Below are 15,200 nucleotides of genomic sequence, written 5' to 3'. Positions count from 1 at the left end.
CTACTGCGCGTAGTCCACGCTCAACCAACGGGCCGGGCGCATCCGGATGGCGATCGACGTGGGTGTCAGATTCTGGTCGGTGAAGGTGTTTCCCGCTTCCGCGCCGAGGTAGCGGACCGCGAGCTCCCGGACGTCGGCGTCTTCTGCGGGTCCGATGCTCGTGACGTCGCCCTCTGCGGTGACGTACCGATATGGCGGGTTCTCGTCCTGCACTGTGATCGCGAACCGGCCGGCGTCGCGAATCAGCCTGTGTTTCAACGAATCCGACTCGGTCCACAACAGCACCTCACCGCCCGGCTGGTAGCCGTACCAGATGGGCACCGCCAACGGCGCCCGGTCCGGCCGTTCGACGGCGATGACGCCGACGTGTACATCGGCCAGGAACTTCTCACGTTCGTCGCTGCTCATCTTCGCCACGAGTGGGGCAACCCGTATGGCCACCGTCACATTCCCGTGCAGCGGCCTCGCACCGGGCGCAGAAACGCTGCAGCAGCGGCGTGCGCGGGTGAGGATGACTGCCATGGACCACGTGCGCTTCGTCCCGTCACCGGAACAGTTCGCCTACACCTTCGGCGGCGCCGCACCGGTCATGCGGATCACCCCACCGACGGTGTTGACCCTGTGGACCGAGGACGCGTACGGGGGCCGGATCACCAGCACGTCCGACGTCGCGACGCGGGCACTCGACACCCTGGACCTCAATCCCCAGACCGGACCGTTCTGGATCGACGGCGCCGAACCCGGTGACACCCTCGCCATCCACCTGGTCGACCTCACCCCGGCCCGCACGTGGGGTGCCTCGACGCTGATCCCGTTCTTCGGCGGCCTGACCAGCGTGCCCGTCAGCCCCACACTGCAGGACCCGTTGCCCGAACGCACCTACATCTACGAGTACGACTCGGCCGCAGAGACTTTGGCGTTCTCCGCGCAGGGCAGCGATTTCGAACTGGCGTTGCCCGCGAATCCGATGCTGGGCACCGTCGGTGTGGCCCCGGGCCGACGGGAAGTGCGCACCTCTCTGGTACCCGACGTCTTCGGCGGCAACATGGACACACCCGAGATGGCCGCGGGTGCGACCTGCTTCCTGCGCGTGAACGTTCCCGGCGCGCTGTTCTCACTCGGCGACGGCCACTATCGGCAGGGCGAGGGCGAATCGTGCGGCACCGCTGTCGAAGGCGCCATGCACGTGACCGTGATCGTCGACCTCATCAAGGGCGGTGGGCCGGCGTGGCCACGCCTGGAGACCGACACACACCTGGCGTGCATCGGCTCGGGCCGCCCACTCGAGGAGGCATGGCGGGCCGGACAGGTCGAGATGATCACCTGGCTGGGTGAACTCCACGGCCTCGACCGGATCGACGCCTATCAACTGCTGACGCAGATCTCGCTGGCCCCCATCGCCAACGTCGTCGACACCAACTACAGCTCGGTCACCAAGATCGACAAGCGTCTTCTGCCCACCGTCGCGGTCTATGACGGGATCCACGCTGAACTCCGCTCCGCGGCAGCATCATTCGGAACGATCACCTACTGAGGGGACTGTCATGGACCTGGGCCTGACCGGCAAACGATTCGCCGTCACCGGCGGCACCCGCGGCATCGGCCGAGCGGTCGTCGAGGGTCTGCTCGCCGAAGGGGCCGTGGTCGCGTTCTGCGCACGCACCCCCGAGGCGGTCACCGACGCGCAGGCGGAGTTGACGGCCGACGGCGCCACCGCCGTCGGTGCGGCGGTGGACGTCGGTGACCCGACAGCGCTGACCGCCTGGGTGGGCGCCGCCGCGGACTCGCTGGGCGGCCTGGACGGGGTGGTGGCCAACGTCAGCGCGCTGGCGATTCCGGAGTCCGCGGAGAACTGGCGCGCGTCCTTCGACGTCGATCTGATGGGCACCGTGGGTCTGGTCGACGCCGCCCTGCCACACCTGCTGGCCGCGGGTGGCGGGTCGATCGTGACGATCTCGAGTGTGTCCGGGCGGGAGATCGACTTCGCCGCCGGCCCGTACGGGACGATGAAGGCCGCGATCATCCATTACACCCAGGGCCTGGCGTACCGACTCGCCGCTCAGGGGATACGCGCGAACACCGTCAGCCCGGGCAACACGTACTTTCCCGGCGGGGTGTGGACCTCGATCGAGGAGCACAACCCGGAACTGTTCGCCACGGCGCTCGCACTGAACCCGACCGGCCGCATGGCGACCCCGCAGGAGGTGGCCAACGCGGTGCTGTTCCTCAGCAGTTCCGCGGCCAGCTTCGTCACCGGTACGAACCTGCTCGTCGACGGAGCGCTGACGCGCGGCGTGCAACTCTGAGGCCTCACCCCACCTCGAGTGGTACGGCCATCTCCCGGCCCCCGCCGCGGGCAGCCCCGATCCCGGCGACGACCACCGCGGCGATGCCGAGGATGCCCGCGACGCCGGGCGCTTGATCGAGCAGCACGAACCCGACGACCATCGCGAAGGCCGGTTCGAGGCTCATCAGCGTGCCGAAGGCGGCCGTCGTCAACCTCCGCAGCGCCAACAACTCCAGGACATACGGCGCCACCGGCAGCAGCACCGCCATGCCGAGACCGATCAGGAGCAGTTGCGGGGTCATCCGCTCGAAGACCGCGGTGCTCACGAACAGGCTCGAGACGACCCCGGCGACGGGCATCGACACAGCCAGCCCGTTGACGCCCGAGACCTGGTCGCCGACCCGCTGGGTGAGCAGGATGTAGATCGCCCAGCAGACACCGGCGGCGATCGCGAGAAGCGCACCCTTGACGTCGATGCCGCCGTCGAACGGTCGGCACAGGAGCACCACCCCGACTGCGGCGAGCCCGGGCCACACCACCCGGTGACGGCCGCTGCCGTGCACGACCGCGACGGCCAGCGGGCCGAGGAACTCCAGGGCCGTGGCGGTGCCGAGTGCGATGCGGTCCAGCGACGCCATGAACAGCAGCGTGATCGCCGCGCTCACACAGCCCAATACGACGCACATGCCGAAGGTCCGCCACGTGAACGCCGAGGGCCGCGGGCGGACCACCACGAGCAGCAAGACCCCCGCCCACGCCAACCGCAACCAGGCGGTGCCGTCCGAACCGATCCGATCGATGAGGCCGACGGCCACGGCCATCCCCATCTGAACCGAGACCTGTGCGGTGATGGCCATCAGGACGCCGCTGCGGGCCCGATCTGCGGTCACCACTGCATCTAACTGATCACGCTGCACGGTGTCTGCGGGTTGCCGGCAGCCGGTAGACTCTGTAGCAGATTGCTACACTTGTAGCATCCTGCTACGAAGGGGTGCGCCATGGCTGACGTCGCCGACCGGGTGACTCGCGTCGCCGCCGATCTGATCGACAGTGCGGCGGTCGAGGGCGCACGCCAGAGCCGCTCTGCCAAACAGCAACTCGACCACTGGGCGCGGGTCGGCCGGGCGGTGTCGAGTCACCACACCGCCGCCCGCAGGCGCGTCGAAGCCGCGCTGGCCGGAGTAGCCGGCCTCGACACCCTCAACCGCGAGGAGGGCGTGGTCTTCAACGCCGAGATCTCCGCGGCGATCGAGGAGCGGCTCGCCGGCGCCGACTACGGGGAACTGCTGGCGGCCCGCGGCATCACCACCGTCGCCCTCGACGACGCCGGCCGGATCGTGCAGTACCGGCCCGACGGCACGTCGGTCGTCCTCGACGACACCCCGGCCTGACCCGGCCGGCCGGGATGCGCCGACTCGACCTCGTCATCGGGCCGAACGGGGCCGGTAAGTCCACCTTCGTCGCGTTCACCCTGGCGCCGCTGCTGCCGGGCAGCCCGTTCGTCAACGCCGACGAGATCGCCAGGCAGCGCTGGCCCGACGATGCGGAGCAGCACTCCTACGAGGCGGCCCGGATCGCGGCCGCCACGCGCAGCGCCCTGATCCGTTCGGGTCGCTCCTTCATCGCCGAGACGGTGTTCTCCCATCCCTCGAAGCTGGACCTCATCGCCGAAGCGCACGGCCGCGACTACACCGTCGTCGTGCACGTCTTGTTGGTCCCCGAGGATCTGTCGGTGGAACGCGTGCGGCATCGCGTACTCGCCGGCGGGCACCGCGTCTCGGAGGACAAGATCCGCGAACGATACCGCCGGCTATGGGATCTCGCGGCTCAGGCGATCGAATCATGTGACAGTGCAACCGTTTACGACAACAGCCGCCGACGCGGACCGAGGATCGTGGCCCAGTTCACCGGCGGTGAGCCGATCGGCGCGCCGGCGTGGCCGGAGTGGACACCGGCGCCACTGGTGCAGCACTGGCCTGCCTGAAATTCATCTCCGGAGTGGGCGCCGCAGCCGGTTCCGCCCGGTGTCACCCAACGGCAATACCGAGGTCCGGGGCTTGGGTTGAAGAGGAGCGAACCGCTCCCACTCTCAATTTATAGCCCACCGGGGGGCTTGCGGCAAGACCCCCGTCATGCCCCAGAATCGTCGGGCCTCGGCGAAAGGCCTTGTTTCTCCGGACCTTTCGCCAATCCGAGAAATGGGGAGATCGATGTTCGATGTGATCATCGCCGGCGGCGGACCGACCGGCCTGATGCTGGCGGCCGAGTTGCGTTTGCACGACGTGGCAGTGCTGGTGCTGGAAAGGGACGAGGAGCCGGCGGCGCATGTGCGCTCGCTCGGACTGCACGTGCGCAGCATCGAGGTGCTGGATCAGCGCGGGATGCTCGAGCGGTTCCTGGCACACGGTGAGCGACACCCATTGGGAGGGTTGTTCGCCGGCATCCCCAAGCCCGCACTCGAGTTGGACACCGCGCACGGCTACATCCTCGGGATCCGCCAGCCCGTGACCGACCGGCTGTTGGCCGAGCGTACCGCCGAACTCGGCGCCGAGATCCGGCGCGGCCGTGAGGTGGTCGGGCTGACCCAGGATGCGCACGCCGTGACCGTCGAGCTGGCCGACGGCGCGCAGCTGCGGGGGCGCTACCTCGTCGGTTGCGACGGCGGGCGCAGTACGGTGCGGAAACTGCTCGGGGTGGGCTTCACCGGCGACCCCAGCACCACCGAGACGCTGCTCGGCGAGATGATGATGACCGAGGATCCGGCGACCGTGGCCGCCGTGATCGACGACGTCCGCACCCGGCACTGGCGCTTCGGTGCCATGCCCCTGGGCGACGGAATGCATCGTGTCATGGTCCCGGCCGAACGTGTCGCTGAGGACCGCACGGCCCCAACGACATTGGCGGAGTTCCGCGAACGGATGCGGGCGGTGGCCGGCACCGACTTCGGCGTGCACTCCCCGCGGTGGCTCTCGCGATTCGGAGATGCCACCCGGCTCGCCGATCGCTACCGCGTCGGTCGGGTGCTGCTGGCCGGCGACGCCGCGCACGTCCACCCGCCCGCCGGTGGACAGGGACTCAACCTCGGAATCCAGGACGCCTTCAACCTGGGCTGGAAGCTGGCGGCGCAGATCGACGGCTGGGCACCGGAAGGCCTGTTGGACACCTACGAAACCGAACGCCGCCCGGTGGCCGCCGACGTGCTGAACACCAGCCGGGCGCAGATGGAACTGATGTCGCTGGAACCGGGTCCGCGCGCGGTGCGCCGATTGTTGGCGGAACTCTTCGAATTCGACGAGGTGAACCGGTACCTCACCGAGAAGGTCACCGCGATCGGTGTCCGCTACGACGTCGGCGCTGGGCATCACCTGCTCGGCCGGCGGCTGCATGACGTCCCGCTGACGCGGGGCCGACTGTACGAGTTGATGCGGGATGGCCGCGGGCTGCTGCTCGACCAGACCGGTGAGCTCTCCGTCGGCGGGTGGGCGGCTCGCGTCGACCACATCGTCGACGTCAGCGAGGAACTGGAGGTGCCGGGCGTGCTCCTGCGGCCCGACGGACACGTCGCGTGGGTCGGTTCCGATCAGGATGATCTGGTCGCCCATCTGCCCACATGGTTCGGCGCTCCGGACTGATCCGGTCCGCGTCACTACGATTGCCCTCATGTCCGGAGACCTGTTGATCGGTGACGCGCCCTTCTCCCACGACCCCTGGGTGGCCAGGCGGGAACGCTACGATTCGATGCCGTACCGGCGGGTGGGTGACTCCGGGCTGCTGCTGCCCGCGATCTCGCTGGGCCTCTGGTACAACTTCGGCGACAACCGGCCGTTCGACGTGCAACGCGAGGTGCTGCGGTACGCCTTCGACCGCGGCATCACGCATTTCGATCTCGCCAACAACTACGGCCCGCCGTACGGTTCGGCCGAGGAGAACTTCGGCCGGATGCTGCGCCGGGACTTCAAGCCGTATCGCAACGAGTTGATCATCTCGACCAAGGCCGGCTGGGACATGTGGCCCGGACCGTACGGGCAGCTCGGCGGCCGGGCCTACCTGCTCGCCAGCCTCGACGAATCACTCGACCGTCTCGGCCTCGACTACGTCGACATCTTCTACTCGCACCGCATCGATCCGACGACACCGCTCGAGGAGACCGTCGGCGCGCTCGACACCGCGGTGCGAGCCGGTAAGGCCCGCTACGTCGGGGTCTCGTCGTATTCGGCGGACAAGACCGCCGAAGCGGCCGCGATCGCGAGACGTCTCGGCACTCCGTTGGTGATCCACCAGCCGTCGTACTCACTGCTGAACCGGTGGATCGAGGGCGACCTCACCACCGGACTCCGCAACGCCGGGATGGGTGCGATCGCGTTCACCGCACTGGCCCAGGGTCTGCTGACCGACCGCTACCTGGAGTCCGACCCGAGCGAGATCGACCGTGCCACAGCACGACCCACGTTCAACGATGAGCACGTCACCGACCGGGTGCGCGAGCAGCTGCGGGGTCTGGCCGGCATCGCCGAACGTCGCGGACAGTCGCTGGCCCAACTCGCGCTGGCGTGGGTGCTCCGTGACCCGACCGTCGCATCCACACTCGTCGGCGCGTCGAGCGTCGCGCAGCTCGAAGAGAACCTCGGCGCCCTCGACAACCTCGACTTCACCGCCGACGAGCTCGCCGAAATCGACCGGTACGCAACCGAATCCGGAATCGACCTGTGGCGAGAGAGCTCCGATGTCTAGCGGTCTGCCATGGATTCGACCCGTATAGACCGCTGGTTGTGGGCGGTCCGGCTGACCAAGACGCGGCCGGACGCCGCAGCCGCGTGCCGGGGCGGGCACGTGCGGGTCAACGACCGGCCCGCCAAACCGTCGACCACCGTGGCACCCGGCGACCAGGTGCGCGCCCTGGTCGGCGACCGGATGCGGATCGTCGAGGTGGTGCGGGTGATCCAGAAGCGGGTCGGTGCGGCCGATGCGGTGACGTGCTACCTCGACCGCACCCCGCCTGCGCCCAAGACCACCGAGATCCCACTGGCGGTCCGTGACCGGGGCGCAGGACGGCCGACGAAACGAGACCGCCGACGGCTCGACAGATGGCTCGCGGGGCAATGACTCCGAGCGTGTGAGGGAGCCGGTGACCCGGCGAAACTAGGGTGCAGGCATGACTCTCGTCACCTATGAGTTGGCCGACCACGTCGCCACCATCACCCTGAACCGGCCCGAGGCCCGCAACGCCATCAACGGAGCGCTGCGCGAGGACCTCAACGCCGCCTGGAACCGGTTCCGTGAGGACGAGGACGCCTGGGTCGGCATTCTCACCGCGACCGGAGATGTCTTCTGCGCGGGAGGCGACCTCAAAGACGGCGCGGGCTCGGTCGGCACCTTCGCCGGGACGTTCTGGGAGAAGCCCACCATCAACTCGTTCGAAAGCGGTATGGAGCTGTTCAAGCCGACCATCGCGGCCGTGCACGGGCCGTGCGTCGGCTACGGCTTGACCGGAGTGTTGTTCTGCGACTTCGTGATCGCCAGCACCGCGGCCACCTTCTCGTTTCCCGAGGTGTCGCTCGGAGTGCCCACCATCGTCGGCGCGATCCGGCTGCCCGAGCGGGTGCGCTGGGCCGACGCGATGGAGCTCCTCCTCACCGGCAAGCCCATGACGGCCCAACGGGCCAAGGAGGTGGGCCTGGTCTGGCGGCTGGTCGAGCCCGAGAACCTGCAGGCCGAGGCGCAGGCATGGGCCCGCACCCTGACCGAGGCCGCGCCGCTGGCTCAGCGGGCGACCAAGGAGGTGGCGTGGCGCACCGCGAACATGGGCTGGATCGAATCCGTCCGGTTCGGCGAGACCATGCGCAAGGTCGCCGCCGCCACCGACGATGTCGTCGAAGGGATACAGGCGTGGCGCGACAAGCGCAAACCGCAGTGGAAAGGCCGCTGACGCGACGGCTCAGAACGCGTAGCGGATACGGCAGTCCGGCAGTCTGTCGGCGACCAGGTCGGTGAGCTGCTGCACCCACTTTCCCTTCCAGGGGCTCTTGTAGCGGACGTTCCACTGACCGCTCTGACTGCGTTTGAGCTGCTGGAGATCGGGCCGCCACAGCAGCTCCTCGCCCTTCGGATGCCAGCCGAGGTTGACGTCGTGCAGCCCCTCGTTGTGGGTCAGGAAGATGACCTCCGCCGCCAACTGTCGTCTGGTGCGGTCGTTGGTCTGGTCGGCGATCTGCTCGAGCAGGTCGGCCCAGTCGGCGATCCAGTTCTCGTGCACGATCACCGGGCTGAAGTTCAGGTGCACCTCGTAACCCGCCTCGACGAAATCGTCGATCGCCGCGATCCGGTCGGAGATCTTCGAGGTCCGCACGTCGACCAGGCGTGACGTCTCGGCCGGCATCAGCGAGAAGCGCACCCGCGTCCCCCCGCGCGGCTCGTACGTCAACAGGTCACGGTTGACCAGCTTCGTCGCGAAACTGGCCTTCGCGTTGGGAATCCGCCCGAACAGGTCGACGAGGTCGCGGACGTTGTCGGACACCAGCGCGTCCGCCGAGCAGTCGCTGTTCTCACCGATGTCGTACACCCAGTCGATCGGGTCGCACTGGTTCGGTTCGGGTTTGGCGCCCTGACGCGCGGCGTGCCGTTCCAGGTAGCCGGTGATCTTCTCGATGTTGGCGAACACCGTGATCGGATTCGCATAACCCTTGCGTCGGGGGACGTAGCAGTAGGAGCACGCCATCGCGCAGCCGTTGGCCGTCGACGGTGCGATCCAGTCGCTGGAGCGTTCGTTGCGTCGGGCGCTGAGCCTCTTCTTCTCACCGATGACGAGGACCTCGCGCTTGTTGCGCACCCAGTCCTCGACGTTGCCCTCGTTGCCGTACAGACCCGGGATCGCCTGATGGGACAGCACCTCGACCCGCTCGGCGTCGGGGTAGCGCTCGAGTACGGCGCGGGCCCGCGGGAACCGCTCGATGCCGGGTTCGTGGTAGATCCGCTTGATGTCGAGAAGCCGATCGGCCAGGTCGACCGGAGCCCGGTGCACAGAGTCGCCGCTGCCCGGATCGAACGTCATGGCCGTATCAACGTGTGTGTGACAGCCGCTGTTCCGGTACCGGGAGTGAGGTGGATCAACCTCCGGCGCGACCCCGCGGTGGCCGGTGTGATCCCGTCGGAGAAGATCGGCAGGTGATCCCGCCGCGCCCCACCATCCCGGCTCTCCTGGCGCGCAGCGCCCGCGAGTTCGGAGACCAGGCCTACGTGATCTCCCCGACCGAGCGGCTCACCTACGGCGATGCCGAACGGCGCTCGGCGGAGGTCGCCCGCTGGTTGCTCGGCCGGGGCGTCGGCAAGGGTGTGCGCGTCGGTCTGTTCTTCCCCAACGGGGTGGACTGGATCGTCTGGTGGCTGGCGGTCTCACGCATCGGAGCGCTGGCCGTACCGCTGAGCACCATGTACACACCAGCTGAGCTGGCCAAGGTGGTGCGGCTGGCCGACGTCGCGCTGGTGGTCGGCCCGTCGGCGGTGCTCGGGATCGACGTCGCGCAGCGTTTCGAGGAGGCGTTCCCGGGGCTGGCCGATCAGCCCGCCGGCCGCCTTGCGCTGACGCAGGCGCCCTATCTGCGCAGTGTCGTGCTGACCGGTGGGGCCGACCGCCCCTGGGTGACACCTCACGATTCGTCGGAGGCGACGGTGTCCCGCGAGGTGCTGGCGGCGGTCGAAGACGAGGTGTCCCCGGCGGACCTGGCGGTGATGGTGCACACCTCCGGGTCGACGGCCGATCCCAAAGGCGTGCTGCACACCCACGGCACCGTGGTCCGGCAGACGTCGGGGTGGCCGGCCGCGGTGCGCGCGGTCACCGGATCCGCGGGGCCGGTGCGGATCCTGTGTGCGATGCCGTTCTTCTGGATCGGCGGCCTGCTGGCGGCGACGGGTGCGCTGCACGAACCCGTCACCGTGCTGGTGCTGCCGCGACTCGACGCGCAGACCGCACTCGACCTGATCGAGCGGGAACGGGCCACCGGGCTGGTGGGGTGGCCGGCCTTCACCCAGCGGCTGCGCGACCACCCCTCGTTCGCCGCCCGCGACCTGAGCAGCGCGCCGATGCTGCGGGACGGCCCGCTCGACATCGCGATGACCGACGTGCCGGACGGCTATCCCGTACATCGGACCATGTCGGAGACCGCGGGCGGGTTCGCCTTCACGGAGATGGCGATCGTCGACGACGAGGGCCAGGCGGTTCCGGAGGGCACCGTCGGCGAACTCCTCGTCCGCGGTATCGGCGTGATGGCCGGCTACAACAAGCGCGAACGCGCGGAGACCTTCGACGCCGACGGCTGGTACCACACCGGCGACCGCGTCTACCGCAGAGAAGGAGACCCGCGGCTGTTCTACGTCGGACGCACCAGCGAACTGATCAAGGCCGCGGGCGCGAACGTCTCGCCGCTGGAGGTGGAGGCGGTCGTCGAGCAGTTCCCCGACGTGGTGCAGTGCGTGGTGGTCGGCGTCGACGACCCCGAGCGGGGTGAACAGGTGTGCGCCGCCGTCGTACCCGCGCGCGGCGAGGTCGACGTCACGGATCTGTCCGCCCGGGCGCGCACCCAACTCTCGGCCTACAAGGTGCCCACCCGATGGGCCGTGGTCGGGGCGGATCAGCTGCCCGTGCTGGCGAGCGGCAAACTCGATCGCAAGGCGGTCAAGAAGATGATCGCCGACGGTGTGCTGCCGTCGGTGGCGCCGACCTAGCGCTCCCGCGGTGAGGGAGGGGCCGCTCCCCCGTCCTCGGGCTGGAACTCCGCGGACCCGTCGTCCTCCGTGGCGTCGACGTGGTCTCCGGCCTCAGGCATATCGGGTGCGGTCACGGTGCCTGGCTACCCGCTGCGCGGGGCGGTCAATCGCCGGTGGGTTCGGCTTCCGGCCCGGCCGCGTGGGATTCGGCGTGGTGCTTCTTGCGGCCGAACGGCAGAACATGCACGACCGCCACCACGACCGCGCCGACGACCAGGCCGATCACCGCCGACGCCGCGGTGTTCACCAGCCAGGCGAGCACACCGCCGATGCCGCCCACGGCGTGGTGGACGGCCTCCTCGGCGTGGTGCACCAGTCCGTAGAGGGTGTGCCAGCCCAGCTCGTCGGTGCCGACGAGCAGGATGTGGCCGCCGACCCACAGCATCGCGACCGTGCCGATGAGCGCCAGCGCGGCAAGCAGTTTGGGCATGCCGGCGACCAGGCCGTGGCCGACCCGCTGTGCGAACCGGGATGAGCGTTGAGTCAGGGCCAGCCCGATGTCGTCCATCTTGACGATGCCTGCGACCACGCCGTACACCGCCACCGTGATGAAGAACGCGACCACCACCAAGATGGCGAGACGGGGCAGGAACGACTGGTCGGCGACCTCGTTGAGCGCGATGACCATGATCTCCGCCGACAGGATGAAATCGGTCCGGATGGCCCCTGTGACCACGGCGCGCTCGGCGTCCGCATCGTGCCCGACGACGGCAGATTCGTGATCCTCGTGGCCGCGGATCCGGCCCCACACCTTCTCCGCCCCCTCGAAGCACAGGTAGGTGGCGCCGAGCATGAGGATCGGGGTCAGCAGCCAGGGCACGAACTGGCTGAGCAGCAGGGCGGCGGGCAGGATGAACAGCAGCTTGTTACGCAGTGAGCCGATCGCGATGCGTTTGATGATCGGCAGTTCGCGCTCGGCGGCGATCCCGCGGACGTACTGCGGGGTGACGGCGGTGTCGTCGACCACGACACCCGCGGCCTTGGCGGTGGCGCGCCCGGCGGCCGCTCCGACGTCGTCCACCGACGCCGCTGCCAGCTTGGCGAGCGCGGCGACATCGTCGAGAAGTCCGAACAGGCCCGCGCTCATCGCATGTCCTCCATGGCGCGAGGGTACCCGCAGGAGCCCGGTCGACTCCTCGCGTCAGGAAGCGACGAAACGCCGCTGGTAATCGCTCAGCCGGGCGGCCACCTGATCGACGTCGAGCCCGAGGTCGGCCGGGCGGTGGATCACGCCGCCGTGCCTACCGCGGGGGTGATCGGCCCGGAACTCGGCCATTGCGCTGCGGGCGCGATCGTCGAACGGCTGGCCGGCCACCGCGTAGATCGCGGCCAGCGTGGCCTCCTCGTCGGCCATGAAATCCTCGAAGCGGATGTCGACGGACCGGTCGGCGGGTAGCACGTCGCGGTCGCGCACGCACGCGGTGAGCAGATCGGCGGAACGCTCGACCCAGTAGCGGGTGCGCTCAACGGGGTCCGGGTGCTCACACGACATCCGTGCCGCGTAGCTGATCATCGTCGCCATCGACTGGATGACCTCCGCCGGGTTGCGGTGGGTGAGAACGAAAGTCGCGTCCGGGAACGTCGACGCCAGTGCCGGGAACTGTTCGAGGTGCTGTGGGGACTTGAGCACCCACCGGGTTCCACCGCCCTGCCACTGCAGGGCCTGCAGGGTCCGCTTGAGGTAGGCGTAGGACGCCGACTGGTCATGGGCCTTGTAGTGGTCGGCGAAGCGCGGTACGTGGAAGGTCGTCTCGAACAACATCCCGCCGATGTCGTTGGCCAGCAGCTGAATCTCTTCGTGGGCGTGGTCGACGGTCATGTCGTGCATCCGCCTGAACTCCGGCATCACCGTGTGGACCAGGTCCAGGCCGGCCGCGCACCGCTCCCGACGGCCCTGCGGGTCGTCCTCCCCCGGTGCGGGCACGGGTTCGAGGCTCTCCCAGTACGGCAGGTACCGGATCGCGGGGTCGGCCGCGATCATGTTGTGCAGGTGGGTGGTGCCGGTGCGGGGCAGCCCACAGATGATGATCGGACGCTCGATCGGAACGGCCAGGATCTCGGGGTGACGGGTGATCAGATCCTGCAGCCGTAGCCGGTTCACCAGGTGCTGGGTCAACTGCTCGAACGCCACCGCCCGGCCGGCGTCCGACAGCGCGGCCTCGGTGTCGAGCGCATCGCACAGCACCCCGAGCCGGTCGCGGAATCCGTCCTCCCCGAAGTCGGTCAGACCCGCTCGGTCCACGGCCGTGGACATCAGCGCCTGCGGCGACAGGTCCAGGGTGGCGCCGTAGGCGGCCAACCCGTCGCGCAGCGGCCGGGCCGCCTCGGCGTAGACAGGGGCGGCGAGGTCGTCGAAGGCGATCGGCGCGGGGCGAGCGACTCGCGCGGTCACCGGGAGACCTCCGCGAGGTCGACGACCCGGCACTGCGGCCGCGCGGGCGTGGCCTCGGGCAGAAACCAGCGCAGCCAGATCAGCCCCGTGCGCCGGCCCGCGGTCGACACCCAGTTCGGATGCCCCGGATCGCGGTCGGCGATCACGATCCGCCACGACCCGTCCGGTTCGTAGGTGACCTGCGCGCCGTTGAGGGTGACCCGCTCGTAGGTGTAGTCGTAGGTGTGCAGGAACGGATTCCACAGACACAGGTTCCAGAACGCGCACTCCGGTGACGTGCCCTCCACCACGAGCGCCTGATCGGGCTGCAGTTCGTAGGCCCCCATGGCGTAGGCCGCGTCGGCCGCGGACCAGCCGTAGGCGTTCTGCGGCACCGGAAACGGTTCGAGGATCTCGTTGGGTGGGTCGATCCGGGTCGGCAGGAACGAACACTGTTCACGAATCCAGGTGCGCGCGGCCCGCATTCGGCGGGCCAGATCCTGGGCGTCGTCATGGCGGCGGGCCGGCGGATCGACGCTCTGGATCGTCCACTGCGTGCGCCGGCCGGTCTCCGGTGCGGTGAGATAGTCGCGGGTCAGCGCGATCACCGCGTCGTCGTCGAGTTTCAGCCATGCGCCGGGCTGTGGATCCGGGCTCAACGTGAATTCGAAGTCGCCGTTGTCGTCGAACTCGAGATCGCGGTCGTTGAGCGTCCCGACGATCCGGTTGCTGTACCGGCCGTCGTCCGGGCCGCCGTAGACGGTGATCGACAGGTACACGGCGTCGCCCCGGTTACCGCGCACCCGATACGTGCGCCTCGGATCGATCGGTGCGATCTGGTAGAACGCGTCGGAGTTGTCACCGCCCCACTTGAGGTACGGCCCGATCACGTCGACGAACCGGGGGTTGTCCTTGTCACCCCAGACGTAGGCGTCGACCGCCACCCGCAGGAGGCTGAACGTGAGGCGGTACCCGTCGAGCAGGTCGGCGTCCTCGAGTGGCGGATCGGCGGCGAGCAACTTGTCCTCGACGACCCGCAGTTCGTCGAGCAGCTCCCGGAACGCCTCGGACAGGTCGGGGTGGCGTCGATCAGCCTGCGTCATCGGTTCTCGTCTCTGTCGGCTGCCCCCTGGGTGGCGAGGGAGCAGAGGTGGGTGAGGTAGGCCTGGAGGTCGGCACCGTCGGTGACATCCCGGACGTACACCGCGTAGAAGGTGCTGCCGATCACGGTGTCGTACAACGAGTCCGCGTCCATGTCGGCGGCCACGGCGCCCTGTGCGATGCCGTCGCGGACCAGTGCGGTGAAGCGGGTCCTGGTCGCTTCGTCGAGCAACTGCTGGGCGCGGATGCGCAATTCGGGAGAGCGGTGGCGTTCCGCGAGGATGCCCAGGGTGGCGGCGTACACCACGGGTTCGCGCCAGAACTCGACCACCGATCGCAGGAACCTGCGAAGATCGGCGGTGAAATCACCGGTGCCGGTGGCGATTTCGCTCGACCCGTTCACCTGGAACGCGGCATCGAAGACCACGTGGGCCTTCGACGGCCAACGGCGGTAGACGGTGGGTCGGCTCACCCCGGCTTCGCGCGCCACCGCATCGACGGACACCTGGTCGTAGCCGTCACGGACGAGCAGCCGCCGCGTGGCCGAGAGGATGTCCTGTTGCGTGCGCGGGTCACGGCGTCGCCCGCGCGGCGGGGCCATCGACGCATCGGCATCGGTTTCCACGCCCTTCGGGACTGCCACGTCGCAAAGCGTTACACAGTGTCACGTATATGTGTCCA

General features: G+C 68.9%; 16 protein-coding genes. 9 read left to right on the top strand and 7 right to left on the bottom strand.

The annotated features are described in order from the left end of the window. The gene (locus tag G6N49_RS09390) at window positions 1-408 is read right to left on the bottom strand and encodes a pyridoxamine 5'-phosphate oxidase family protein (RefSeq protein ID WP_011560049.1); all 408 of its coding nucleotides are present in this window, start codon (window positions 406-408) and stop codon (window positions 1-3) included. Window positions 409-520: 112 nt separating this feature from the next. On the opposite strand from G6N49_RS09390, the gene G6N49_RS09385 reads away from it, so the two are divergent. Together G6N49_RS09385 and G6N49_RS09380 are read left to right on the top strand one after the other, a co-directional pair. Beyond that, window positions 521-1,534, top strand: a complete 1,014-nt coding sequence (locus G6N49_RS09385; protein WP_011768229.1) for an acetamidase/formamidase family protein — start codon at window positions 521-523, stop codon at window positions 1,532-1,534. Window positions 1,535-1,544: 10 nt separating this feature from the next. Then, window positions 1,545-2,306, top strand: coding sequence for an SDR family NAD(P)-dependent oxidoreductase (locus G6N49_RS09380; RefSeq protein WP_011560051.1), 762 nt, complete (start codon window positions 1,545-1,547; stop codon window positions 2,304-2,306). A gap of 4 nt (window positions 2,307-2,310) precedes the next feature. Here G6N49_RS09380 and G6N49_RS09375 read toward each other — a convergent pair whose 3' ends face one another. After that, entirely contained in the window at window positions 2,311-3,177 is an 867-nt protein-coding gene (locus tag G6N49_RS09375) for an EamA family transporter (protein ID WP_179967744.1), read from the bottom strand. 108 nt (window positions 3,178-3,285) lie between these two features. On the opposite strand from G6N49_RS09375, the gene G6N49_RS09370 reads away from it, so the two are divergent. The 6 genes from G6N49_RS09370 (at window position 3,286) to G6N49_RS09345 (ending at window position 8,213) form a co-directional block, all read left to right on the top strand. Beyond that, a complete protein-coding gene (locus G6N49_RS09370) occupies window positions 3,286-3,678 on the top strand; it encodes a TA system antitoxin ParD family protein (RefSeq protein ID WP_011560053.1) in 393 nt (130 codons plus the stop codon). A gap of 14 nt (window positions 3,679-3,692) precedes the next feature. Then, window positions 3,693-4,271, top strand: a complete 579-nt coding sequence (locus tag G6N49_RS09365) for an ATPase (protein WP_011560054.1) — start codon at window positions 3,693-3,695, stop codon at window positions 4,269-4,271. Between the two features lie 226 nt (window positions 4,272-4,497). After that, window positions 4,498-5,919 (top strand): rifampin monooxygenase, encoded by a 1,422-nt coding sequence (gene rox, locus G6N49_RS09360; RefSeq protein ID WP_011560055.1) that lies wholly within the window; start codon window positions 4,498-4,500, stop codon window positions 5,917-5,919. A gap of 28 nt (window positions 5,920-5,947) precedes the next feature. After that, on the top strand, window positions 5,948-7,018 hold the full coding sequence (locus G6N49_RS09355; RefSeq protein WP_011855720.1) for an aldo/keto reductase: 1,071 nt from the start codon (window positions 5,948-5,950) through the stop codon (window positions 7,016-7,018). A gap of 9 nt (window positions 7,019-7,027) precedes the next feature. Further along, complete coding sequence (locus tag G6N49_RS09350; RefSeq protein WP_011560057.1) at window positions 7,028-7,390, top strand: Hsp15 family ribosome-associated heat shock protein; 363 nt, start codon at window positions 7,028-7,030, stop codon at window positions 7,388-7,390. Window positions 7,391-7,439: 49 nt separating this feature from the next. Further along, the gene (locus G6N49_RS09345; RefSeq protein ID WP_011560058.1) at window positions 7,440-8,213 is read left to right on the top strand and encodes an enoyl-CoA hydratase/isomerase family protein; all 774 of its coding nucleotides are present in this window, start codon (window positions 7,440-7,442) and stop codon (window positions 8,211-8,213) included. 9 nt (window positions 8,214-8,222) lie between these two features. On the opposite strand, the gene G6N49_RS09340 is transcribed toward G6N49_RS09345, so the two are convergent. Then, window positions 8,223-9,335, bottom strand: a complete 1,113-nt coding sequence (locus G6N49_RS09340; protein ID WP_011855721.1) for a spore photoproduct lyase family protein — start codon at window positions 9,333-9,335, stop codon at window positions 8,223-8,225. Between the two features lie 50 nt (window positions 9,336-9,385). Between G6N49_RS09340 and G6N49_RS09335 the strand changes: the two genes are divergently transcribed. Then, window positions 9,386-11,005 (top strand): class I adenylate-forming enzyme family protein, encoded by a 1,620-nt coding sequence (locus G6N49_RS09335; RefSeq protein WP_011855722.1) that lies wholly within the window; start codon window positions 9,386-9,388, stop codon window positions 11,003-11,005. Window positions 11,006-11,150: 145 nt separating this feature from the next. Here the strand turns inward: G6N49_RS09335 and G6N49_RS09330 are convergent, their stop codons facing one another. The 4 genes from G6N49_RS09330 to G6N49_RS09315 are packed head-to-tail and all read right to left on the bottom strand — an operon-like array spanning window position 11,151 to window position 15,162. Then, window positions 11,151-12,134, bottom strand: a complete 984-nt coding sequence (locus tag G6N49_RS09330; protein ID WP_011560061.1) for a DUF808 domain-containing protein — start codon at window positions 12,132-12,134, stop codon at window positions 11,151-11,153. Between the two features lie 54 nt (window positions 12,135-12,188). Next, on the bottom strand, window positions 12,189-13,439 hold the full coding sequence (locus G6N49_RS09325; RefSeq protein WP_011855723.1) for a sulfotransferase family protein: 1,251 nt from the start codon (window positions 13,437-13,439) through the stop codon (window positions 12,189-12,191). Continuing rightward, entirely contained in the window at window positions 13,436-14,521 is a 1,086-nt protein-coding gene (locus G6N49_RS09320) for a DUF1214 domain-containing protein (RefSeq protein WP_011855724.1), read from the bottom strand. The genes G6N49_RS09325 and G6N49_RS09320 overlap by 4 nt, the downstream gene beginning before the upstream one ends. Further along, window positions 14,518-15,162: a TetR/AcrR family transcriptional regulator gene (locus G6N49_RS09315; RefSeq protein ID WP_041925063.1), complete on the bottom strand. Its 645-nt coding sequence runs from the start codon at window positions 15,160-15,162 to the stop codon at window positions 14,518-14,520. The genes G6N49_RS09320 and G6N49_RS09315 overlap by 4 nt, the downstream gene beginning before the upstream one ends. Between the last annotated feature and the right edge of the window lie 38 nt (window positions 15,163-15,200).

Origin of the sequence: Mycolicibacterium monacense (genome assembly GCF_010731575.1) — a bacterium.
GTDB lineage: Bacteria > Actinomycetota > Actinomycetes > Mycobacteriales > Mycobacteriaceae > Mycobacterium > Mycobacterium monacense.
Note: the sequence above shows the minus strand (reverse complement) of the source record. Positions and strands in the feature narration are given on the sequence as shown.